Origin of the sequence: Methylobacterium sp. ME121 (assembly GCF_000974725.1) — a bacterium.
In the GTDB taxonomy this organism is placed as follows: Bacteria; Pseudomonadota; Alphaproteobacteria; order Rhizobiales; family Beijerinckiaceae; genus Methylobacterium; species Methylobacterium radiotolerans.
Map to the genome: position 1 here is coordinate 142,134 of NZ_BBUX01000005.1, position 21,551 is coordinate 163,684.

Genomic DNA, 21,551 nt, shown 5'->3' on the forward strand with positions numbered 1-21,551 from the left:
CCATTCTCCCCGAGATATGGACCCCATCGAGAGGTCCGGCGGAGGAAGCGGCTTGGGCATCGTGTCAACGAGCTATGTCGGACGATCGGTCGAGCGCGTCGAGGACGCAGCCCTGCTCTCCGGGCTCGGGCGCTACATCGACGACCTCGGCATGCGGCCCGGCACGCTGCACGCGGCGATCCTGCGCTCGCCCCACGCCCATGCGGACATCCTTGGCTTCGATGTTCAGGCGGCCAAGGCGCTGCCCGGCGTCACCGCCGTGGTCACGGGCCGGGACCTCGACGCCGTCACGACCGGCCTCGTCCCGGCCTTGCGGGCGGTCGTCGATGCCCGCGCCATCGCGGTGGACCGGGTGCGTTATGTCGGCGAGCCCGTCGCCATCGTCGTCGCCCGAGACCGCTACCTCGCGGAGGACGGCTGCGACCTGATTGAGGTGCAGTACCGGGTGCGCCCCGCGGTGGTCGATCCGCTGGCGGCCCTCGCCCCCGACAGCGAGATCCTGCACGAGGGCGTCGGCGCCAATTGCGTCAGCGACCGACGCTTCCGCTACGGCGATCCCGAGGCGGCCTTCGCGGAGAGCCCGCGCAGCCTGTCCGTGACCGTGCGCTACCCGCGCAACACCGGCTCGCCGATGGAGACCTACGGCGTCGTCGCCTCCTACGATCCCACCGACGATTCCTACGACGTGCTCGCGAACTTCCAGGGGCCATTTAGCATCCATGCAGTGGTGGCCCGGGCGCTCAAGGTGCCGGGCAACCGCCTGCGCCTGCGCACGCCCCCCGATTCCGGCGGCAGCTTCGGGGTCAAGCAGGGCGTCGCGCCCTACGCCGTCCTGATCGCCGCCACGGCGCGCCTCGTGGGCCAGCCGGTGAAGTGGATCGAGGACCGGCTGGAGCACCTCTCGGCCTCCGTCTCCGCCACCAACCGGGTCACGACCCTCCGCGCCGCCTTCGAGGCGGACGGGCGCGTCACCGCCCTCGATTGGGACCAGATCGAGGATTGTGGCGCCTACCTGCGGGCGCCCGAACCCGCCACGCTCTACCGGATGCACGGCAACCTTACCGGCGCATACGCCATCCGCAATGTCGCCGTGCGCAACCGGGTGGTGCTGACCAACAAGACGCCGACCGGCCTCGTGCGCGGCTTCGGCGGGCCGCAGGTCTACTATCCGCTCGAACGGCTTATGCAGCGCATCGCGCTGACGCTGGGCCTAGAACCCTTCGCGGTGATCCGCCGGAATCTGATTCCGGCCGACGCCTTTCCCTATCGCACCGCGACCGGCGCCCTCTACGATTCCGGCGATTACCAGCGCGCCCTCGACGAAGCCGCCCGGGACGGCGGGCTCGATGAGCTGAAGCGGCGGCGGGACGCCGCCCGCGCCGAGGGCCGCCTCTATGGGATCGGCCTGACGGCGGCGGTCGAGCCCAGCGTCTCCAACATGGGCTACATCACCACCGTGCTGACGGCGGAGGAACGCGCCAAGGCGGGACCGAAGAACGGCGCGCAATCGACGGCCACCATCACCCTCGATCCCGTCGGCTCGGTGACGGTTCAGGTCGCCTCGGTGCCGCAAGGCCAGGGGCACCGGACGGTGCTGGCCCAGGTGGTGGCCGACGTGCTCGGCCTCCCGATGGAGCAGGTCCGCGTCACGGCCGACCTCGATACCGCCAAGGATGCGTGGTCGATCGCCTCCGGCAACTACGCGAGCCGCTTCGCCGCCGCCGTGGCGGGGGTCGCGCACCTCGCCGCCACCCGCCTGCGCGACAGGCTCGCGCGGATCGCGGCGGCGCAGCTGAACCTGCGCCCGGAGGATCTCGTCTTCGCGGGCGGGCGCATCGCCTCGCGGGTGAACCCGGATGCGGGTCTGCCCTTCGCGCGGGTCGCCGCCACGAGCCACTGGTCGCCCGGCCTCGTGCCCGAGGAGCTCGGCGCGGTGATCCGCGAGACGGTGTTCTGGACACCCCCGGAGCTGACGGCGCCGGACGCGGAGGACCACATCAACTCCTCCCTGTGCCACGGCTTCATCTTCGACATCTGCGGTTTGGAGATCGACCGGGTCACCGGCAAGATCGCCATCGACCGCTACGTCTCGATGCACGATTGCGGGCGCATCCTGCACCCCGGCATGGTCGAGGGGCAGGTGCGCGGCGGCTTCGCGCAGGCGCTCGGCGCGGCGGTCTACGAGGAACTCGCCTACGGCGACGACGGCGCCTTCCTGTCCGGCACCTTCGCTGACTACCTGCTGCCCACCGCGACCGAGGTGCCGGACCTGCGCATCCTGCACGTCGAGAGCCCGTCTCCCTTCACGCCGCTCGGCGCGAAGGGGGTCGGTGAGGGCAACTGCATGTCGACGCCGGTCTGCCTCGCCAACGCGGTGGCCGACGCCCTGGGCCTGGAAGCCATCGACCTGCCCCTGACGCCCGCCAAGCTCGCGGCCCTCGCGGCGGGCGGGGAGGAGCGGGGGCCCCCCTCCGGCCACGCCGCCCCGAAGCCCGCCGCCAAGGCGGGCGACCGCACCCTGCGCGGGGAGGGCTCGGCCGCCGTCACGGCTCCGCCGGAGACGGTGTGGGCGATGCTCCTCGACCCCGACGTGCTCGCCTCCGTCATCCCCGGTTCGCATGGGGTGCGGAAGCTCTCCGACACGCGGTTCCAGGCCGACGTCACGCTCGGCGTCGGCCCGGTGAAGGGCCGCTACAAGGCCGAGGTGATCCTCTCCGACCTCGACGAGCCCCGGGCGGTGACGCTCACCGGCACGGTGACGGGCGGCCTCGGCAGCGGTGGCGGCACCGGCCGCCTGACCCTGGAGCCCGACGGCACGGGGGGCACGCGGATCGCCTACGTCTACGAGGCGGCGGTGGGCGGCAAGGTCGCGGCGGTGGGCGGACGCCTCCTCGACGGGGCCGCGCGGGTGATCATCGGCGGGTTCTTCACGGCCCTCGCTCGGCGGGCCGGCGGGTCCGGCGTGCGCGGGCTCCGCCTTCCGGCCGCCCTGCGGTGGCTCCTCGCGCGCCTGGGAGTGTCCGCATGAAGCCCGCGCCCTTCGCCTATCTGCGCGCCACGTCCCTGGACGACGCCTTGGAAGCCTTGCACCAGCACGGCCCCGAGGCCCGGATCATCGCGGGCGGCCAGTCCCTGATGCCGATGCTCAACATGCGGCTCACGAAGCCCGCCGTGCTCGTCGACGTGATGCGCATCCCCGCCCTCAAGGAGCCCCGCCCCGACAAGGGCGCCCTCGTCATTCCGGCGGGCGTGCGGCAGGCGATCCTGCTCGACCGGCCGGGTCTCGCCCGGGACCTGCCGCTGCTGGCTGTTGCCCTGCCGTGGGTCGGGCACATCCAGACCCGGGCACGGGGGACGCTGTGCGGCTCCGTCGCCCATGCCGATCCGAGCGCGGAAATCCCCCTCTGCCTCGTGGCGCTCCAGGGCGAGATTCACCTGCGCAGCCGCCGGAAGGTCCGGCGCGTGGCGGCCGAGGACTTCTTCACCGGCATGATGGTCACCGACCGGGCCGACGACGAGATGATCGAGGCCATCGCCTATCCCCTGCGCCGGAAGGGCACCGGCACGGCCTTCGCCGAGGTGGGGCGTCGGCACGGCGACTACGCCATCGTCGCCTGCGCCGCCGTGGTGGACGGCACCCGGATGCGGCTCGCGGTCGGCGGCGTCGCCGACCGGCCCACCGCCCGCGACTTCCCCCACCTCGACGGGTCGGCGCTCGACGATGCCCTCAACGCCTTCGCCTGGGACCTCGGCGCGGGGGACGATCTCCACGGCACCGCCCGCTACCGCCGCGAGCTCGTGCGCAGCCTCGGCCGCCGGGTGCTGGAACAGGCCGTCAAGGTCGCCCGCGGCGACACCCATCAGGAGGCCGTGCCATGCCACAGCTAGACGCGAAGGGCCGTCACACGGTGGCCTTTACCCTCAACGGGCGCGAGACCACGGTCGAGGTCGAGACCCGCACCCTGCTGACCGACGCCCTGCGCCACGGGCTCGGGGCCACGGGCACGCATGTCGGCTGCGAGCACGGCGTCTGCGGCGCCTGCACGGTGTCCATCGACGGGGTTCCCGCCCGGGCCTGCCTGACGCTCGCCGTGGGGGTCGAGGGCTGCGCCGTGCGGACCGTCGAGGGTCTGGCTCCGGAGCCCGGCCGCCTCGGGGTGCTGCAGGCGGCGTTCCGGCGGCGGCACGCCCTGCAATGCGGCTTCTGCACCGCCGGCATCCTGATGTCGCTCGACGCCTATCTCGCCTTCCGGCCGAACCCCTCGCGCCGGGAGATCACGGAAGTGATCGGCGGCCATCTCTGCCGCTGCACCGGCTACGCGCCGATCATCGAGGCCGCCCTGGAGGCGGCTGCGGAACTCAGGGGCGACATCCCGGCCCCGTCATCCCCGGAGGCCGCCCATGCTTGATCTCGGCACCAGCTTCCTTGCGAGCGTCTCCCGCGATCCCCGCGCCCTGGCCCTCGTCGACGGGGAGACCCGGCTGAGCTACGCGGAGTGGTTCGGGGTCATCTCCGCAACCGTGGCCGGGCTCGACCGGCTCGGGCTGAAGCCCGGCGACCACCTCGTCACGGTCCTCCAGAACCGGCACGAGGCGGCGACCCTCCACTGGGCCTGCCAGTTCGCGGGCATCGTGATCACGCCGATCAACTGGCGGGCCAAGGCCGAGGAGATCGATTACGCGGTCGAGAACGCGCAGGCCCGCGCCATCGCCTACGAACCGGTCTCGGCCGGGAGCCTGCGAGACAGCGCGGCGTCGCAGCGAATCCCGCGCATCGCCGTCGGCACGCCACCCGGCCCCGGCGAGACGGCCTTCGCCGACCTCGCCGCCACCGAGGGGCCTCCGGTGACGCCCCGGGCCGACGCGGAGGCGATCTCGCTGATGCTCTACACCTCCGGCACCACCGCCAAGCCCAAGGGGGTCCCGCGGCGACACCGGGCGGAGCGCGCGGCGGCCGTGGCCCATGTGGCGCAAAACCTCTACGGGCGCGGCGAGCGCACCCTCGGCGTGATGCCGCTCTATCACACGATGGGGGTGCGCTCGCTCCTCGCCATGTCGCTGATCGGCGGGACCTTCGTCTGCCTCCCCCGGTTCGACGTGGCCGGCGCGCTGCGGCTGATCGCGGCCGAGCGGATCACCAACCTCTACCTCGTGCCGACCCTCTATCACGACCTCGTGCACCATCGGGATTTCCCGGCGACCGACACGACCTCCGTGCGCAAGCTCGGCTTCGCCGGAGCGCCGATGACGGACGGCCTGCTCGCCCGCCTGACCGAGGCGTTCCGGCCGGATCTGTTCGTCAATCATTACGGCTCGTCGGAGGTCTACACCTTTACGATCAACCACGAGGCGGCGGTGAAACCCGGTTCGGCCGGGCGGGCGGGCCTCAACACGATGGTGCGCGTCGTACCCATGGGGGGCGACCCAGGCCGAACCGCCGCGCCGGGCGAGGAGGGCGAGATCGCCGTCATCGCCAAGGGCGACGAAGCCTTCGAGGGCTACTGGCATCGCCCCGAAGCCGACGCGAAGGCCTTTCGTGATGGCTGGTACTTCACCGGCGATACCGGCTTCGCCGACGCCGATGGCGACCTCTACGTCACCGGCCGGGTGGACGACATGATCATCACCGGGGGCGAGAACGTTTCGCCCGTCGAGATCGAGAGCCGCCTCTCCTTGCATCCGGCCGTGTCCGAAGTCGCCGTTGTGGGCCTGCCCGACGAGCGCTGGGGTCGGATCGTCGCGGCCTTCATCAAGCGGAGCGGCAGCACCGACGAAGCGGCGCTCGATGCCCATTGCCGGGCGGGCGGCCTGCCGAGTCACAAGCTGCCGCGCCGGTACGTCTTCGTGGACGAGATCCCGAAATCGCCGGTCGGCAAGCTGCTGCGCCGCCAACTCGTGGCCGGCGAGTACGTCCTGGAAGGCGGGGCCGAGCCCCATGCCGAAGGTCACGAGGCTGCCTGACGGTCCCGCCCCCACTCCGAATCACAAGCGAGAGACCAAACCCATGACGAGCGACACCCACACCATCGACCCGCGCCTGACGAACCTCGACGGGTTCCGCGTCGAGATCGACTCGGAGCGCGAGCGCGCCGACGTGATCCTGGCGCGGCCGCCCATGAACGTCATTGCGATGCCCCAGCGCGATGAGATCCGCAAGGTCTTCGAGGCGCTGGACGAGGATCCCCGCGTGCGGGTCATCGTCCTGCGGGCGGAGGGCGAGCACTTCTCGTCGGGGGGCTACATCAAGGGCTTCCTCGACGCCTCGCCCGAGCACGTTTCGAAGCTCGCCTGGAACATAGCGGCGCCGGCCCGCTGCTCGAAGCCCGTCATCGCCGCCAACCGGGGCTACACGTTCGGTGTCGGCTTCGAGATCTCGCTGGCCTGCGATTTCCGCATCGTCTCCGAGACCTGCCGCTACGCGCTTCCCGAACAGAAGCTCGGCCAGATTCCCGGCTCCGGCGGCTCGGCCCGGCTCCAGAAGATCGTCGGCATCACCCGGACCAAGGATATCGTGATGCGCTCCAAGCGCATCCCCGGGCGGCAGGCCCTCGACTGGGGCATCGCCACCGAATGCGTACCCGATGCGGACCTGGAGAAGGCCACCGACGCCCTCGTGGAGGAACTGCGCGCCTTCTCGCCCATCGCCCAGCGCACCGCCAAGAAGCTCCTCAACGACACCGAGGACGCGAGCCTGTCCATCGCCATCGAGCTCGAAGGACACTGCTACAGCCGCCTTCGTCAGGCCGACGACTTCCGCGAGGGCGTCGAGGCGTTCCACGCCAAGCGCGCGCCGCGCTTCACCGGCTCATAGTCCGGCCGCGCCGGGGGGGCTGCCGAGCGGTTCCCCCCATCCTGTGACGCCTACCGCACCGCTTCGATCCCGCCCAGGCGGGAAACGACGACGCACGCCCGAATGGCTCCCGCCCAGACCCAGAGCCCGAACCGGCCCCCCCGCGGCAACGACCGCATCCCCCGGAGGAAATCTATGCAGACCGCCGCCACCTTCGCATCCGATCCCCCCGCCCTCGCCAAACCCACAGGCCGGCAGACGGTGACCGCCGCCATGGCCTCGCTGTTCGGCTGGGGGCTCGATCTCTTCGACCTGTTCATCCTGCTTTACGTCGCGCCGGTCGTTGGCACGTTGTTCTTCCCGGCGGACAAGCCGATGCTGTCGCTGGCCGGCGCCTATGCGTCCTTCGCGGTCACGCTGCTGATCCGGCCCCTCGGCTCGGCCCTGTTCGGCTCCTATGCGGACCGCTTCGGCCGCCGTCGCGCCCTCATGGTGGCGGTGGTCGGCGTCGGCATATCGACCGCGGTCTTCGGTCTCCTGCCGACGGTCGGCCAGATCGGATGGCTCGCGACTGCGGTCTTCCTTTTCTTCCGCCTCGTCCAGGGCATCTTCGTCGGCGGCGTCGTCGCGGCATCCCACACGATCGGGACGGAATCCGTCCCGGAGCGGTGGCGGGGGCTGATGTCCGGGGCGGTCGGCGGTGGCGGCTCGGCCATCGGCGGCCTGCTTGCCTCCCTGGTCTTCTATGTCGTCTCGCTCATGGCGCCGGGAGAAGCCTTCGCCGAGTGGGGCTGGCGGCTGATGTTCTTCTCGGGTCTCCTGACCTCGGTGATCGGCCTGATCCTCTTCCGCAATCTCGAGGAATCCCCGATCTTCAAGGAACTGCAGGCCCGGAAGGCGGCGCTCCGGGCAGGCGCTCCGGCGGAGGCCTCGCCGATCCGCTCCCTGTTCTCACCGTCCAACCGGGGAAGCTTCGCGGTCGCGACTCTCATCTCCTTCGGTGGTGGCGCAGCCTACTACCTTACGTCCGGCTACCTGCCGACCCTCCTCAAGCTCGTGAACGGCGTGCCGAACGCCACCGCCTCGATGATCCTGATCGGCGCCAACGTCGCGGCGGCGATCGGCGCCTGCGGCATGGGCGAACTGAGCCAGCATATCGGGCGCAAACGGTCGTTCCTTCTGATGGGCGTCATCCGCCTGCTCGCTTTTCCCGCCCTGTTCCTGACCATGGCGAACACGACGAGCCTCGTTGGGGTCGCGGCCTGCGCCTTCCTGCTGGCGCTCATCGCCAACGGCAGCTACGGGCCGCTGCTGATCTTCCTCAACGAAAAATTCCCGACGGCGGTGCGGGCCACGGGGACGGGCCTGACCTGGAACATCGGCTTCGCGCTGGGCGGCATGCTGCCGACGCTCGTCTCCCTTGTCGCCGACGGGCCGACGCAAATTCCGATGGTGCTGGCCGTCATCACGACCGGCGTCACCCTGGTCTATCTTGTCGGTGCCTTCCTGACCGACGAGACGCAGGGCAATCTCGACCGGGCCTGACGATACGGTTCTGCGCGGGCGGAGGCCTCCCATGACGAGTGATCCCCTCTGGACCTTCGCCTGCGCATTCTATGGCCGGCCCGGCGTCGCCGCGGCCTGCCTCGCCCTCCAGGACGAGGGCGGCGCCGATGTGCCCCTGCTCCTGTACCTGATCTGGTGCGGGAGGACCGGACGAAGGCTAGACGCCTCGGCGCTCGCCGGAGCGGAAGCCCGGATTGGCCCCTGGCGCGGACAGGTGATTATTCCCTTACGGGCGATCCGCCGGGCGATGCGGTCTGACCTCATGCCGGGCCAGGGGACGGAGGCGCTCCGGGAGCGGATCAAGCTCGCGGAGATCGAGGCGGAGCGCCTCGCCCTCGCGGCTCTCTTCGAGGCCGCGCCGGTCCCAGATATGCCGGTGAGTTCGGGCGGCGAGGCGCTGGCCCTCTATGCCGCCTATCTCGGCCGGACCTGGCCGGAGGCACCGCTGCGGGTTCTCGCGACGGCGCTGGAGGGCTGAGCGCCGGTCAGCCTTCTCCGCTCCGCCAACGCCGGACGCCGGGTGCATCGATGTCGAACAGGTCGAGAACCCGCCCGATCGTATGGTCCACCATTTCGGCGAGGCTCTCCGGACGCGCGTAGAAGGCCGGAACCGGAGGGGCGATGATCGCCCCCATTTCCGAGAGCGCCGTCATGGTGCGGAGGTGGCCGGTGTGGAGGGGAGTCTCCCGCACCATCAGGACGAGGCGGCGGCGCTCCTTCAGGGTCACGTCGGCGGCCCGCGTCAGCAGGCCGGATGTGACGCCGGTCGCGATCTCGGCCTGGCTCCGCATGGAGCAGGGAGCCACGACCATGCCGCGGGTCCGGAAGGAGCCGGAGGCGATTGAGGCGCCGATGTCCCCCTGGGCGTAGGTCTTGGCGGCCAGGGCGCGGACGTCGGCGACCTTGAGGTCGGTCTCATGGGCCAGCGTCACCTCGGCCGAGCGCGACATCACGAGATGGGCCGGGATCGCGAGGTCGCGCAGGATTTCCAGGAGACGGATCCCATAGATCACACCCGAAGCACCCGAGATGCCGACCACGAGGGGCAGCGGTGTCATCGTTCCTCCCGGCCGCAACGGGCGCGGCGACCTTGCCGGTGACAGTATCGGGGTGTGCTCGCCCGTGTCGAATAACGTCGGCTGATCGCTGCCATCAGTCCGGGGGGCTCAACCGGTGATGATATGGGCCTGGAGTGCGGCCGCCGCCGCGTTCAACTCCTCCTCAAGGATACCGATGAGGAGCTGCGCCGCGTAACTGAGCGGTTTCTGCGGATGGTGGATGATCACCAATTCGCGGGCGATGCGCGGCGCGACGATGCGGTAGGCCTTGAGGGACCCGTCGGCGAGCTGTCGGCTGACGGCGATGCTCGGCAGCACAGTGAAACGCGTCGAGCGCGCCACAAAGTCCGCGATCGCGGGGGGCAGGTCGAGTTCGAGCTTCGGGCACAGGGTCACGTCCGCGGCGGCGACACGGCGGTCGAGTTCGACGCGCAGGCCGTGTCGGGTCGAAGGCAGGATCAGGTTAAGGGCGGCGAGGTCCGCCATCCGGATGGGCAGGGGCACCGGCAACGGTGTGTCGCGCCCGCCGACCACGACCATTTCCTCGTCGAGGAGGGGGGCCATGACGAGGCCGAGGCGTCGGGCCGGCCGGTTGATCACAGCGAGGTCAAGGGCGCCGGTGCCGACGCCCTCGATGAAGGTGCTGCTGTAGCCATCGGCCAGCGATAGCTCGACCTCTGGGTAGGCCGCCGCGAAGCGAGCGAGGACGCTGGGGATCACGCTCATCGACAGGGACGACAGGATGCCCGCCGTGACGCGGCCCGACACTGTTTGGGACAGGCGCGCCATGGCCGCCCGGGCGTCGGCGACATCCCGCTGGATCGGGTGGACCAGCCGGTGCAGCGTCCGGCCGGCGGCTGTCGGCACCATGGCCTTCGGCTGGCGGTCGAACAGGCGCTGGCCGAGTTCCCGTTCCAGCTTGGCGATCTGCATGCTGAGCGCGGGCTGGACGACGTTCATCCGCTGCGCGGCGCGGGTGACGCTGCCCTCCTCGAACAGGGCGACGAAGTAGGAGATCTGACGGAGATCCATACACGGGACCCAGGCGACACGAGCAACGCGCCAGAGGACCATGTGCGGGCCGGTCGGCGCAATTCAAACCGGCTGATGGGCGGCATCACCAATCGTTATTTTTCCCGCCTGCGAGAAGAGCTTAACGCTTACTCCCATGGCAAGCTTGGTTGAGAAGACCCCGCCGTGAGGACAGCATGAACGCGCCCACTCCCGTTCGTTCCCTCCGCGACTGGCTCGATCGGCTGTCCGGGGATGGGCGCCTCGCCATCGCGCGGCCGGGAATCGGCTTGCGCCACGAGGCAGCGGCGGTGGCGAGCCGCCTCGACGGCCGGCAGGCCAGCCTATTTCCGCAGCCCGGGGGGCATCCGGGCACCATCGTCTCCGGGCTCGTGTCGAGCCGGGCCTGGATGGCGGAAGCCCTCGGCACCACGCAGGATCACCTCGTCGCCCATTTCCAGCAGGCCGCCGCCCAGCCGCTCCCCTGGCACGAACACAACTCCGCCCCCGCGCAGGAGGTCGTCCACCGGGAGGGACTCGACATCCTGAAGATCCTGCCGGTGCCGACTCTGAACGAGCACGACAGCGGGCCCTACATCTCGGCGGGCCTGATGATCTCCCGGGACCCAGAGACCGGCCTGCAGAACGTCGCCATCCTGCGCTGCCAAATCAGCGGTCCGGACAGGATCGGCGTGCTGGTCCTGCCCCGGCATACCGACAATTTCTACCGCAAGGCCGAGGCCCAGGGCCGGGGCCTCGAAGTCGCCCTCGTGGTCGGCGTCGATCCCGCCTGCCTCCTCGCCTCCCAGGCCATCGTGCCCCTCGGCCACGACGAGTTGGAGATCGCCGGGGCGCTCACCGGCCAACCCCTCGACGTGGTCAAGTGCCTGACGAACGGCGTGCGCGTTCCGGCGAACGCAGAGATTGTGATCGAGGGCCGCCTCCTGCCCGAAATCCGCGAGCCGGAAGGGCCGTTCGGAGAATTCCCGCAATATTACGGGGAGCGGGCCAAGCGGCACGTCATGCAGGTCGATGCGGTGACGCACCGGCGCGATCCGATCTTTCATATGATCGTCGGCGGCGGCCTTGAGCATCTGCTGCTGGGGGCGATCCCCCGGGAGGCCACGATCCTCGCAACGCTGCAGCGCAGCTTCCCCGGTGTCGAGGACGTGCATCTGTCCCTGGGGGGAGTTGGCCGTTACCACCTCTACGTCCGCCTGCGGAAGACACAGGAGGGTGAGGCCAAGAACGTGCTGCTCGGGGCCTTCGCGGCCCACTACGACATCAAGCACGCAGTCGTGGTCGATACGGATGTCGACATCCACGTCCCGCAAGAAGTCGAATGGGCGGTCTCGACGCGGTTCCAGGCGGACCGAGACCTCGTCGTCATCCCTCACGCCCAAGGCTCGAAGCTCGATCCATCAGGCCGCGAGGGGGTCGGCGCGAAGATGGGTCTCGACGCGACCGTTCCGCTGGACGCGCCCCCCATGAAATTCAAGCGCATCCGTGTTCCCGGCGAGGCCGAGGTCGATCTCGACGCGGTGCTCGCGTCCGGCGCCGACTGGCGCGCGGCGATCGGCTGATCCCATGAACGCCTTGCCCGAAACGGTCGACGTGTTGATCGTCGGCGGGGGCTCTGCCGGCTGCGTGATGGCCCACCGGCTCTCCGCCGACCCGCGGCGCCGGGTGCTCCTCGTCGAAGCCGGCATCGATACACCGCCGGGCCGGGTGCCGGCGGAGATTCTCGACAGCTATCCGATGCCGCTGTTCCATGGCGACACCTACATCTGGCCGGGGCTCGACGCGGCGGTCACCCGCGACTCCCGCGGTCGCATGCGGCGGCGGGCCTACGAGCAGGGCCGGGTGATGGGCGGCTCGTCCAGCATCAACGTCCAGGCGGCCAACCGCGGGCTGCCCCGCGATTACGAGGCCTGGGCCGCGCTCGGCGCCGAGGGCTGGGCCTGGGACGACGTACTGCCGTATTTCCGCAGGCTCGAGACCGACCTCGATTGCGGCGGTCCGCTGCACGGCCATGATGGGCCGCTCCCGATCCGGCGCATCCTGGAGCCCGCATGGCCTCCCTTCGCCCATGCGGTCGCCCGCGCCTTCGATGCGACGGGGCTGCCCCGGCGCGTCGATCAGAACGGCGAGTTCGAGGACGGGATCTTCCCGCCGGCCTTCTCCAACCGGGACGACGCGCGGGTCTCGGCCGCCGCCGCGTATTTGGACGTGGGTACGCGGGCCCGGCCGAATCTCACCATCGCCGCCGGCCTCGAGGTCCGTTCGCTGGTGATGGACGGGCGCCGCGCGACCGGGGCCGTGCTGCGGCGGGGCGACGGATCCGAGCAACAAGTGAGCGCCGCCTCCGTAGTCCTGTGCGCCGGCGCTCTTCAATCGCCGGTGCTCCTCCTGCGTGCCGGGATCGGCCCGGGCGATGCGCTCTCCGCCTGCGGGATACCCGTCCGGCTGGATCGTTCGGGCGTCGGCGAGAACCTGCGGGACCATCCCGCTTTGACGATGGCCCAGGTCCTTCCCCGCCCGCTCCGGCTGCCCGAGACCTTCCGGCGCGCGAGCTTGCTGGCCCTGCGCTATTCGTCCGGCCATCCCGAAGGCTGCGCCTCCGATATGTATCTCACTGCCTCCGCCCGTGCCGGCTGGCACGCCCTCGGCGGACGCCTTGCGCTCTACTTCCTCTGGGTGAACCAACCGCACTCGGTCGGGCGCCTGCGCCTCGATCCGGCGAACCCGTCCGGCCCGCCCGACATCGATCTCGGCCTGCTCTCGGATCGCCGCGATCTCGAACGCCTCGCCTCGGGGATTCGGCTGCTCAGCGACCTCGTGGTCTCGCCCACGCTGAACCCCCGCTCCGACGACCTCTTCCCCGCGAACTATTCGCCGCTGATCCGCTGGTTGAGCGCCGTCTCCCCTCGCAACCGGCGGCTCACCGGCCTCCTCGCCCCCGTGTTCGATGCACCGGCCATGCTGCGCGCCCCGCTGCTGCGCGCCGTCCTAGGCGGCCACGCTTGGGCGACAGTGCTTCAGGACGATGGCGCTCTCGACGACTTTGTCCGGGACAACGTCTTCGGGGTCTGGCATGCGAGCGGTACGTGCCGCATGGGCCGGGCCGACGATCCCGGCGCGGTGGTCAATCCGGGGGGGACGCGTCATCGGAACCGACAACCTGTCCGTCGCCGACGCATCGGTGATGCCCCGCCTTCCTAGCGCAAACACGAACGTCCCGACCTTGATGATTGCGGAAAAGATCGCGGAGAGGATGATGGTGGAGATGGGATGATCCCTCTCGACACATTCGGCGCCTTTGCGGTGGCCGACCTACGGCTGGAATACCGTTTCGTCGGTCCGCAGCCGGACTTGGCGCCGACGCTGGTGTTGCTTCATGAGGGTCTCGGTTCTGCCACGCAGTGGGGCCCGCTGCCGGAAATTCTGGTCGAGAAGACCGGATGCGGTGTCCTGGCTTTCTCGCGCCAGGGTTATGGGGCCTCGAGTCCGGTGCCTCTGCCCCGCCGGACCGACTTTCTCGAACATGAAGCCTGCACCATACTTCCCCAGGTCCTCGACCTCGCGGGACTGCGAAGCGGCCTGCTGATCGGCCATTCCGATGGCGCCTCGATCGCGGCCCTCGCGTTGGCGGAGGGCGACACCCGCGTGCGGGGCGGCATCCTCATCGCGCCCCATTTTTTCGTCGAGGAGGCGACGCTGGCCGGGGCCCGACGGGCCCGGGACGCCTACGACAATGGCGATCTGAAGGTCCGTCTCGGCCGTCGGCATACCGATGTCGAGGGAGCCTTTCGCGGCTGGAACGACGCCTGGTTGGATCCGGCTCGGCGCGGATGGACAATCGAGACAGCCCTTACGCGATGGACCGTCCCGGCAATCATCATCCAGGGGACGAAGGATGCTTACGGAACTAAGGCCCAGATTGGTGCCGCTCGCAGACTTTGCCCCGCCGGTCTGCTGACTGTTTATGAGATGCCGAATGTTGGGCATCACCCACATCGCGAAGCGTTGGCAGAAACTGCCGACGTCATCGCCCGCTTCGTCACACCTGTCTTGAGCAGAAATTAAGTCTCCACAAGACAATGTCTGATTGGCCTTGAAACACACAGTCGCGAGGCCGGGTGCCGGCCCCCTTTCCCGTGGGGGGGGGCAGGAGGCGGTGTCAGGTTCGTTGACAGGGTTATTTGGAGTCACCTGCCTCCCAGGCCTCACCCAGATCGAGCTTTCCAAATCCGGGCGAGGACAAAGCCCAGCTGTGGTACTGGGCACGTTCGCCCACGTTGCCGCCCGACAGCTTTCAGCGAATGCGCGTCCTCGACGGTATGACCGGATTGGATCGGGTAAGACGCTGTCCGTTTTTCCAGCAAGCCCCCTCCAGAGCGGACCGGCCGCTTTCGGCCAGCCCCGGTCATTCAGGGCCAATCAGACCGCCGGTAAGCAGAACTTCCGAACGCCCGAGAAGGGTCGAAAGCGGCTATCTCATGCTCAAGCTGATTGGGTTCCGACTCAGATGCATGGTCGCGACTATGCTCCGACCTCCTGCGAAGCAGTCTGCCATGAGATGGAGGACGGGCCGCCCGGGGAGGCGGCCCCCACAGTCAGGCGATGAGCTGGGCTTTCGCGGCGCGTAACTCACGCTGAATTTGACGGCGCTCTTTCGGGCAGGTGACGGAGGCCAGCTCGGCCCGGAGCTCTTCGATCTGGAACAGGAGGTTGCGGTTGGCGGTCGAGGTGGCGGTGAGGCTCGGCATCGTTCGTGTCCCCCGTGCGCTCGGGACCGTCCCAAGCGCGATGACGACCTCCAATCGCGCAACGGGATCGTCCGATACTCCGCCGGACCCGGAGCGTAGCGGAGGTGCCGGAGGAGCCCCGAGCGGAGCGTAGAGGGGCCCCAGGGCGGGGTTTGTTGGTGCGCGAGGAATGCCGGCGGAGCCGGCAGGGGAAAAACCTCGCCCGGCGGCTATCGGACGGTCCCGGGGCGTGATCTCTCGTCGTCAATCGTGCCGGGGACGGTCCGGCCGCCAGAGAGGACGCGAGCGATGCCGAGCCGTCGGTGCCGCATGAGGCACGGGCAGCACCGAATCCCCGACAGGCTCCGGGCCGAGCCGGCCGATCCCCAAGCCATACGGCTGCGGGTGACCCGCGGGAGACTCTCGGCGGCTTCTGCCTCCCGAGAGGGCGCAGAGGCGCATAGCGCCTGCCGCACGCGCGGCTGCGCGTTGTGCGAGGGATCGTTACCCCGCAGGGGCCGAAACCGCGCAGCGGGTTCGGGGAGCCCCGGCGGGGCGAGTAGAGCCCGGCCTGGAGGGGCCTTGGCACCGGAAAGACGCACCCATCGAACGGCCCGAATTTTCAACTCCCTCAATCAGCACCCCGATGACAAGGCTGCATGGCATGATAGTTTTTGGCTGTGCAGTCTGAAGAATTTAATCATGATGCCACGGATTGATATAGCATCCTATCCGCCAATTATCTGCGCAATATCCCTCTGGTGCGCGCTCATATTTGCTCACTATATAACCTCGAAAATACGTGGCCAAGACAGACTCAAGATCGAACGTAAGCCGTTTCTGACGAGGGCCGAACTTGACCTATTGAACATCCTGCGTCGAGTCCTTCCCAGGTATCATATTGCCTGCCAAGTCGCCACGGGCGCTCTACTGAAGCCACAGCGGGGTCTCAGCGCGAAAGAATTCTGGCGAACACGGAACAAATTCAGCCAGAAAATCACTGATTTTGTCGTTCTTGATCCCTATACGGGATCGGTCGAAGCGATCATAGAGCTGGACGATTCCAGCCATGATGGTGCGAAGGATCGCGAGCGTGATGCCATGCTGGCTTTGGGCCACTACCGTGTCATCCGGATCCCGTCCAAGCCACGTCCCTCAGAGCGGATCGTACGGGAGCATCTCTCGGCTCTCGGCAGTTCGCAAAAGAAGCGACCGGGCTTTCCCTTCGACACAGAACGCTGGATGGCCGTTCTGAGATCGCGTATTCTACCCGCGGGGTGGTACGCGCCGCCCTGGGGCGTGGAAACCCCACAGAAAGCGGTTTGGTGCCCGCCGGTTTGGGCACCGCAATCCTTGACCTCCTGGGTCGGGGAGCCTGCGACGTATGTTCAGGCGCCTCGGTGCTAAAGGTCGTAGGGACCGACTTTCTGCGGTTTTCCAACTCCCCGACTGTTGGGTGGTCGAGGCTCGTTTGCGGGGGCGCACCGCAGACACGGGCCTCCCGAGTCGGGACGCGCCGGGCATGTCGAAGGATGGCAGCAATCCATTGGGGTGGATCGAGGCCGAGGATCTGCGCGCCCGTCAGGCCGGGCCGCTGGATCGGGACATCGGCGAGCGGATCCGAAAGCACCGCCAGGATCGCCGCCTGGGCTATGGACAGCTCGGCGGGATGTTGGGCTTCTCCGGACAGCAGATGCGGAAGTACGAGCGCGGTCTGAGCCGCATTCCAGCCTCGACGCTCTACGTCATCGCCCACATTCTCGACGTGCCGGTCAATTATCTATTGCCGGATGAGAAGAGGATGCTCAATCCGATCCAGCAGCGCATCCAAGAAATCACAACTAAGCTATCCTATATTGAGGACGTGCGTTTTCTCGTAGCGGTGTCGATATTTATCTCTGCTGCGGCAAACTACAGTCAGACCGGGAGATTACGATAGTACCATTATCCTTGATATACAGATCGATTAAAATTCAGAGCGCTACTGAACTGTTCATCCAGCCAAGCTTTGTGCCCGTCTTGTTTCGCCCCCCGTCAAGGCCTACTGTTCGGGCGCCACGAACTCAGCCGGCCATTCGCGAGCGCCATGCAGCACCGCAAGGATATTGATCCGCTCGCTCACCTCATAGACCACGATGTACGCTGTGCCCGGGATGACCAACTCTCGGGTGCCGGCGACGCGTCCGGACCGGCCGATCAGCGGGTGATCCGGCAGCAGGGCCAGGACGCGCTCATGTACAGTGAGGGCGAGTTTGTAGGCAGCGGCAGGGCTGTCCTGCGCGATGTAGTCCTGGATGACTTCGAGATGATCGAGCGCGCGTCTGGACCAGACGACCTGCATCAGCTCGGGCGATACTTGTTCAACACCCGCTCGACATCCTCAGGCGAGGCGATCCGACCGGCGGCGATGTCGGCACGGCCGGCCATCACCTCATCGACATAGCGCTCTTGCCAGTCGAGCGAATGGCCGTGTTCGAGCGCGTCGGCGATGATCGCAGCGGGCGCACGGCCCGAGCGCGCAGCGATGGCATCGACGCGGGCTTGCAGATCGGGCGTGATGATGGAGGCTTCGGCCATGACCCATCATGGCATAAAGGCCGGTCGCCGTTCAATGATCGCGCGCAGTCGGTCAGCAATCCGCCGTCGCGCGTTCATCGTCAAGTCCGGCTCGACCGGCTCCGGCCCTCCGGCAGCCTCGCGCCTTGGGCTTGGAGACCGGCGCACGTGGCCTGAGTGGGAGGAAACACCGATCGAGGGCTACCGGCAAGCCGGCGGCTATGCGCTAGCCCGGACACCCCGCCGGACCGGGACACCCCGCTCCCGAGCCTTGTCCGCGAGGTTGTCGCAGATGCCGTTGCCGGGGAAGTGCACGACGCCGATCGGCATCTGGTCGAGCATCAGGTCGTTGCGCCGGAAGGGTGCAGCTCGGCCATGGCGGGTCCAGTCGGGCTTGAAGGCGACGTGGGGCACTTTGCGGGTGTCGGCCCACTTGGCGGCGATCAGCTCGGCACCTTTGGGACTGCCGCCGTGCAGCAGCACCATGTCAGGATGCTTGGCGCGCACCTTGTCGAGGACGGCCCAGATCCGGTCCACATCTTGGTAGTCCTGGCCGCCGGTGAAGAGGATCCGCGGCCCGGGCGGGACCAGGAGCTCGGTGTCGGCCTTGCGCTTGGCCGCCAGGAAATCGCGCGAGTCGATCATCGCCGCCGTCATAGTGGCGCGATTGATCTGGGAGCCGGTTCGGGGGCGCCAGGGCGTGCCGGTGAGCACGCGGTAGATCCCGGCCGCGGCGTCGCGGGAGAACTCGAAGGCGTTGCGCCGCTCGGTCAGGCTGAGCCCCAGGGCGATCTGACGCTCCAGCTCGACGGACCGCACCTCGCTGCCGTCCTGCTCGCGCTGGGACTGGCGCTGCGCCACCTCGTTGTCGTCGAGCTTGCGATCAAGGATCTCGACGCGCCGGTGGAAGAGGTTGACGAAGCCCCACAGAACATCGTCGGTGTCGTCCTCAAGGCGCGTCTCGGTGAACAGGTCGGCGAGGGCGTTCATCGCGCCGACCAGTGCCTCCTCGACGGCTTCGGGCTTCGGCATCGGCCGCGGGTCGGCGTGCTCCTCGAACGGACGGTGGTGCTGCGTCAGCAGCTCGCTGAGGAGACTGGGATCCGCCTCGGTGGCGTGATCTGCGAGGAAGGTAGACGGAGCGTCGAGCTGATCGAGCATGGGATGGCCTCCGGGCGATGGAAGCCGCGACCGCCGCGGCCTTGATGGCGGCCGGTCTCCCGGGCGGGGCGGCGGGATCACCCGAAGAGGGCTTGCCCCGAGGGCCAAGCGCAGCGCCGGACGGCGTGCCGTTGAACCCGACGATCGCCCGGGTATAGGTCGCCCTCCGAGAAGGCCGCTGCGCGCGCTCTCCGGGGCCATGAGGCCCATCCCCGTCAAGCAGCCGGTTCCCCGCATCCTCGACCGATTCAGGCCCTGGGAGGGGCCTACACGGCCTCCAGACGGAGAAAGCGCATCGCATCCTCTTCGGCGAGCTGCGGCGCCAGGTGCAGCGCCAAGCCCGCGGGCCCAAGCTGCTGCAGGTCGGTGTTGAAGTCGTCGGCCGCCGGCACGAGTTCCCAGACCTGGACGCCGTCGGCCTCTGCCCGGGCGCGCAGGCCCTCGTGGGCGCGAAGGCCTGCGGCGTCGTTGTCGCGGGCGACGTAGAGGCGGCGCAGTCCGGGCGGGAGAAGAAGAGCGGACAGGCGATTGGCGGTGAGCGCGGCATGGGCGGGGACCGCCGGGAGGACGGCCTGCACCGACAGCACCGTCTCCAGCCCCTCGCCGGCGAGCAGGATGTCGGGAATGCTGCCGCCGAAGCGGACGGCGTCACCGAACGACTGGCCGAGCATTCGCCGCGGCTCGTCGAGGTGGGCCTTGCCGCGCCCATCCGGTGCGAGCCACGTGCGCTGGATCGCCACGATCGCCCCGCTCAGATCCGTGAGGGCGGCGAGGAGCGCCGGATGCTGCGCCCAGGTGCCGTCGTCGTGCAGGTAGTTGCACTGGGGGTGGAACCGCAGGGCGGAACTGTCGAAGGGATGATCGAGCCCGCGTCCCGCGAGGTAGGTGGCGGCGAACGTACCTCTCAGGGGCCGGCCACATCGGAAGAGACGGCGGGCCGACTCGGTGGGATCATACGAGGAAGCCGCCGGCGGTGGCGTGGCGGAGCGCTCCGTCTGCGGTCGCGGCATGCGCAGGAAGCTGCGTGCTTCCTTGAGAGTTTCAGACCACGAGTCGTGGCCGCGGTTGAGCCGGATCAGGTCGAGGAGATTGCCAAACTCGCCGGTGGCCTCGTCCGCCCATCGGCCGCGAGCGCGCGGACCGGATGTGGGCCCGGTGAGACGGACATGAAGGGAAGCGCCGGCGGCGTTGTAGACGTCACCGACCCGCCAGTAGTTGCCCTGCCGCCGACCGTTCGACAGGTAGGCCCGACAGACCGCCTCGGCCTCCTCGGCGAGGCGGCGCGCCAAGTCAGAAAAATCGGTTCGACTCATAACACCGTCCCACGGTCGATGACACAGACCATCGGGTTGGGGCCAAGGATGTGGTCAATCATTGCTACGCCGCCAGACTAGTTCGGAAAGAAGAAAACAAAATCTCCCTGCGATGGTCTCGCTAGATAAGCCGGGGCTATGCGGCGGGTTACGCACGTACGCGATGCGACTCACAAGATCGAGGCGACCGGAACTATCCCAAGACAATACGAGATCGACCCGTCAACGCCCTCCTCTCACTGATCGGCCGCTCAGGATGGCCACCTTCGGAACAGCGCTCACCGTGATCGCATGAGGGAAGGCCCCGCCCGGTCGTGCCGGGCGGGGCTAGAGCCGTGCCCGCTCAGGTAGCAACGGCCAAGTCGGTATCGTAACCGGCGGCAGCGATGCAGTTGCGGCATTCGTGGGCTGTGAAGCGAGCGAAGGCCTGCCGGATGGTGTGCCATAGGTCTGGGACAGTGCGGGCCGCCGCGGTTCGGAGCAGGCCCTTCAACTTGGCGAAGATCTGCTCGATTGGATTAAAATCCGGGCTGTAGGGCGGAAGGTAGAGCAAACTCGCACCGGCAGCCTCGATGGCCTCGCGCACACCCGTCACCTTGTGGGCCTGCAGGTTGTCGAGGATGACGGTATCGCCGGGCCTGAGCACGGGCACGAGCGTGTCGGTGACGTAGGTCCGGAAGCGTGCGCCGTTGGTGGCGCCGTCGAACAGGGTGGTGGCACACAGCCCATCGCTGCGCAGGGCGGCGGTGATGGTGGTGGTCTTGTAGTGTCCGTGCGGGACGGCGAGGCGACAGCGCTCACCGCGCGGGGCTCGACCGTAGCGGCGCGCCATGTTGGTGGCCGCAGCCGTCTCGTCGAGGAAGACCAGCCTGTCGGGATCGAGGGCGTCCTGGTTCTCGAACCAAGCCTCGCGAGCGGCCCTTACGTCCTCGCGCGCCTGCTCGGCAGCGTGGATCGCCCCTTTTTACGGGTGATGCCGTGCCGGGCGAAGAAGCGGGACAAGCTGCTCGTGCTGGTCTGCACGCCGCGCTCGGCCAAGGCGTCGCGCAACTCGTGCAGGAAGATCGCCGACTGCGCCTCGTAGGTCGTCAGGATCAGTTCGGCCTGCGCCTCGATCCGGTGCGAGGCATGATCGCCACCCGACGGCTTGGGCGTGAGCTGCCCATCCTGGCGGAACTGTTCCGACCAGCGACTGGCACTGGACACGCTGACACCGAACCGGGTTGCCGCCTGATGACAGGAGGCCCCCTCCGAAATGGCGGAGACGACACGCTGGCGTAGATCGACGGACAACGGTGAAGGCATCGGCATGCTCCTTCACCCCTCAACGTCTCAGAGCCCGAGCCGT

The 21,551-nt window shown here is 68.6% G+C and carries 19 protein-coding genes and 1 pseudogene; 12 read left to right on the forward strand and 8 right to left on the reverse strand.

Annotated features, from left to right (window positions below):
- The first annotated feature begins 16 nt into the window (after nt 1-16).
- The 7 genes from ME121_RS06550 (at nt 17) to ME121_RS06580 (ending at nt 8,834) form a co-directional block, all read left to right on the forward strand.
- Complete coding sequence (locus tag ME121_RS06550) at nt 17-3,028, forward strand: xanthine dehydrogenase family protein molybdopterin-binding subunit (protein ID WP_059408542.1); 3,012 nt, start codon at nt 17-19, stop codon at nt 3,026-3,028.
- The gene (locus tag ME121_RS06555; RefSeq protein ID WP_059408543.1) at nt 3,025-3,888 is read left to right on the forward strand and encodes an FAD binding domain-containing protein; all 864 of its coding nucleotides are present in this window, start codon (nt 3,025-3,027) and stop codon (nt 3,886-3,888) included. The genes ME121_RS06550 and ME121_RS06555 overlap by 4 nt, the downstream gene beginning before the upstream one ends.
- The gene (locus ME121_RS06560; RefSeq protein WP_012321639.1) at nt 3,876-4,409 is read left to right on the forward strand and encodes a (2Fe-2S)-binding protein; all 534 of its coding nucleotides are present in this window, start codon (nt 3,876-3,878) and stop codon (nt 4,407-4,409) included. The genes ME121_RS06555 and ME121_RS06560 overlap by 13 nt, the downstream gene beginning before the upstream one ends.
- The gene (locus ME121_RS06565; RefSeq protein ID WP_059408544.1) at nt 4,402-5,961 is read left to right on the forward strand and encodes an AMP-binding protein; all 1,560 of its coding nucleotides are present in this window, start codon (nt 4,402-4,404) and stop codon (nt 5,959-5,961) included. Before ME121_RS06560 ends, ME121_RS06565 begins: the two co-directional genes overlap by 8 nt.
- 43 nt (nt 5,962-6,004) lie before the next feature.
- Nucleotides 6,005-6,811, forward strand: a complete 807-nt coding sequence (locus ME121_RS06570) for an enoyl-CoA hydratase/isomerase family protein (protein WP_012321641.1) — start codon at nt 6,005-6,007, stop codon at nt 6,809-6,811.
- A gap of 174 nt (nt 6,812-6,985) precedes the next feature.
- Nucleotides 6,986-8,335, forward strand: coding sequence for an MFS transporter (locus ME121_RS06575; protein WP_012321642.1), 1,350 nt, complete (start codon nt 6,986-6,988; stop codon nt 8,333-8,335).
- Between the two features lie 31 nt (nt 8,336-8,366).
- The gene (locus ME121_RS06580) at nt 8,367-8,834 is read left to right on the forward strand and encodes a TIGR02444 family protein (protein ID WP_012321643.1); all 468 of its coding nucleotides are present in this window, start codon (nt 8,367-8,369) and stop codon (nt 8,832-8,834) included.
- Between the two features lie 7 nt (nt 8,835-8,841).
- On the opposite strand, the gene ME121_RS06585 is transcribed toward ME121_RS06580, so the two are convergent.
- A complete protein-coding gene (locus tag ME121_RS06585) occupies nt 8,842-9,414 on the reverse strand; it encodes a UbiX family flavin prenyltransferase (protein WP_012321644.1) in 573 nt (190 codons plus the stop codon).
- Nucleotides 9,415-9,522: 108 nt separating this feature from the next.
- Nucleotides 9,523-10,446: a LysR family transcriptional regulator gene (locus ME121_RS06590; RefSeq protein ID WP_012321645.1), complete on the reverse strand. Its 924-nt coding sequence runs from the start codon at nt 10,444-10,446 to the stop codon at nt 9,523-9,525.
- 176 nt (nt 10,447-10,622) lie between these two features.
- On the opposite strand from ME121_RS06590, the gene ME121_RS06595 reads away from it, so the two are divergent.
- The 3 genes and pseudogenes from ME121_RS06595 (at nt 10,623) to ME121_RS06605 (ending at nt 14,511) form a co-directional block, all read left to right on the forward strand.
- Nucleotides 10,623-12,008 (forward strand): UbiD family decarboxylase, encoded by a 1,386-nt coding sequence (locus ME121_RS06595; RefSeq protein ID WP_012321646.1) that lies wholly within the window; start codon nt 10,623-10,625, stop codon nt 12,006-12,008.
- Nucleotides 12,009-12,012: 4 nt separating this feature from the next.
- Nucleotides 12,013-13,720 (forward strand): annotated as a pseudogene (locus tag ME121_RS06600) (GMC family oxidoreductase).
- On the forward strand, nt 13,717-14,511 hold the full coding sequence (locus ME121_RS06605) for an alpha/beta fold hydrolase (RefSeq protein ID WP_012321648.1): 795 nt from the start codon (nt 13,717-13,719) through the stop codon (nt 14,509-14,511). The pseudogene ME121_RS06600 and the gene ME121_RS06605 overlap by 4 nt, the downstream one beginning before the upstream one ends.
- 530 nt (nt 14,512-15,041) lie before the next feature.
- On the opposite strand, the gene ME121_RS06610 is transcribed toward ME121_RS06605, so the two are convergent.
- Nucleotides 15,042-15,194, reverse strand: coding sequence for a hypothetical protein (locus ME121_RS06610; RefSeq protein ID WP_012329788.1), 153 nt, complete (start codon nt 15,192-15,194; stop codon nt 15,042-15,044).
- A gap of 684 nt (nt 15,195-15,878) precedes the next feature.
- Here ME121_RS06610 and ME121_RS33390 point away from each other — a divergent pair.
- Together ME121_RS33390 and ME121_RS06615 are read left to right on the forward strand one after the other, a co-directional pair.
- Nucleotides 15,879-16,580: a DUF2726 domain-containing protein gene (locus ME121_RS33390; RefSeq protein WP_245337746.1), complete on the forward strand. Its 702-nt coding sequence runs from the start codon at nt 15,879-15,881 to the stop codon at nt 16,578-16,580.
- Nucleotides 16,581-16,695: 115 nt separating this feature from the next.
- A complete protein-coding gene (locus ME121_RS06615) occupies nt 16,696-17,112 on the forward strand; it encodes a helix-turn-helix domain-containing protein (RefSeq protein WP_012329786.1) in 417 nt (138 codons plus the stop codon).
- A gap of 102 nt (nt 17,113-17,214) precedes the next feature.
- Here ME121_RS06615 and ME121_RS06620 read toward each other — a convergent pair whose 3' ends face one another.
- The 5 genes from ME121_RS06620 to ME121_RS33395 all read right to left on the reverse strand — a co-directional run bounded on the left by ME121_RS06620 (nt 17,215) and on the right by ME121_RS33395 (nt 21,508).
- Nucleotides 17,215-17,514, reverse strand: coding sequence for a type II toxin-antitoxin system RelE/ParE family toxin (locus ME121_RS06620; RefSeq protein ID WP_012329785.1), 300 nt, complete (start codon nt 17,512-17,514; stop codon nt 17,215-17,217).
- Nucleotides 17,514-17,750 (reverse strand): CopG family ribbon-helix-helix protein, encoded by a 237-nt coding sequence (locus ME121_RS06625; RefSeq protein ID WP_012329784.1) that lies wholly within the window; start codon nt 17,748-17,750, stop codon nt 17,514-17,516. Before ME121_RS06625 ends, ME121_RS06620 begins: the two co-directional genes overlap by 1 nt.
- 198 nt (nt 17,751-17,948) lie before the next feature.
- Nucleotides 17,949-18,890, reverse strand: a complete 942-nt coding sequence (locus ME121_RS06630; protein WP_012329783.1) for a DUF2493 domain-containing protein — start codon at nt 18,888-18,890, stop codon at nt 17,949-17,951.
- A 266-nt stretch (nt 18,891-19,156) separates the two neighbouring features.
- On the reverse strand, nt 19,157-20,203 hold the full coding sequence (locus tag ME121_RS06635; protein WP_012329782.1) for a DUF7146 domain-containing protein: 1,047 nt from the start codon (nt 20,201-20,203) through the stop codon (nt 19,157-19,159).
- Nucleotides 20,204-20,546: 343 nt separating this feature from the next.
- A protein-coding gene (locus ME121_RS33395; protein WP_089231886.1) for an IS630 family transposase occupies nt 20,547-21,508 on the reverse strand; the annotation gives its coding sequence in 2 pieces (ribosomal slippage) (nt 20,547-21,157 and nt 21,157-21,508; 963 coding nt in all).
- Between the last annotated feature and the right edge of the window lie 43 nt (nt 21,509-21,551).

What these genes read in the sequence shown, in the direction of transcription:
- ME121_RS06565 (WP_059408544.1), top strand. Translation starts at nt 4,402, where the DNA reads ATGCTTGATCTCGGCACCAGCTTCCTTGCGAGCGTCTCCCGCGATCCC.
- ME121_RS06555 (WP_059408543.1), top strand. Translation starts at nt 3,025, where the DNA reads ATGAAGCCCGCGCCCTTCGCCTATCTGCGCGCCACGTCCCTGGACGAC.
- ME121_RS06550 (WP_059408542.1), top strand. Translation starts at nt 17, where the DNA reads ATGGACCCCATCGAGAGGTCCGGCGGAGGAAGCGGCTTGGGCATCGTG.
- ME121_RS06620 (WP_012329785.1), bottom strand. Translation starts at nt 17,514, where the DNA reads ATGCAGGTCGTCTGGTCCAGACGCGCGCTCGATCATCTCGAAGTCATC.
- ME121_RS06595 (WP_012321646.1), top strand. Translation starts at nt 10,623, where the DNA reads ATGAACGCGCCCACTCCCGTTCGTTCCCTCCGCGACTGGCTCGATCGG.
- ME121_RS33390 (WP_245337746.1), top strand. Translation starts at nt 15,879, where the DNA reads ATGCCACGGATTGATATAGCATCCTATCCGCCAATTATCTGCGCAATA.
- ME121_RS06615 (WP_012329786.1), top strand. Translation starts at nt 16,696, where the DNA reads ATGTCGAAGGATGGCAGCAATCCATTGGGGTGGATCGAGGCCGAGGAT.
- ME121_RS06605 (WP_012321648.1), top strand. Translation starts at nt 13,717, where the DNA reads ATGATCCCTCTCGACACATTCGGCGCCTTTGCGGTGGCCGACCTACGG.
- ME121_RS06580 (WP_012321643.1), top strand. Translation starts at nt 8,367, where the DNA reads ATGACGAGTGATCCCCTCTGGACCTTCGCCTGCGCATTCTATGGCCGG.
- ME121_RS06630 (WP_012329783.1), bottom strand. Translation starts at nt 18,890, where the DNA reads ATGCTCGATCAGCTCGACGCTCCGTCTACCTTCCTCGCAGATCACGCC.
- ME121_RS06610 (WP_012329788.1), bottom strand. Translation starts at nt 15,194, where the DNA reads ATGCCGAGCCTCACCGCCACCTCGACCGCCAACCGCAACCTCCTGTTC.
- ME121_RS06575 (WP_012321642.1), top strand. Translation starts at nt 6,986, where the DNA reads ATGCAGACCGCCGCCACCTTCGCATCCGATCCCCCCGCCCTCGCCAAA.
- ME121_RS06635 (WP_012329782.1), bottom strand. Translation starts at nt 20,203, where the DNA reads ATGAGTCGAACCGATTTTTCTGACTTGGCGCGCCGCCTCGCCGAGGAG.
- ME121_RS06625 (WP_012329784.1), bottom strand. Translation starts at nt 17,750, where the DNA reads ATGGCCGAAGCCTCCATCATCACGCCCGATCTGCAAGCCCGCGTCGAT.
- ME121_RS06570 (WP_012321641.1), top strand. Translation starts at nt 6,005, where the DNA reads ATGACGAGCGACACCCACACCATCGACCCGCGCCTGACGAACCTCGAC.
- ME121_RS06590 (WP_012321645.1), bottom strand. Translation starts at nt 10,446, where the DNA reads ATGGATCTCCGTCAGATCTCCTACTTCGTCGCCCTGTTCGAGGAGGGC.
- ME121_RS06585 (WP_012321644.1), bottom strand. Translation starts at nt 9,414, where the DNA reads ATGACACCGCTGCCCCTCGTGGTCGGCATCTCGGGTGCTTCGGGTGTG.
- ME121_RS06560 (WP_012321639.1), top strand. Translation starts at nt 3,876, where the DNA reads ATGCCACAGCTAGACGCGAAGGGCCGTCACACGGTGGCCTTTACCCTC.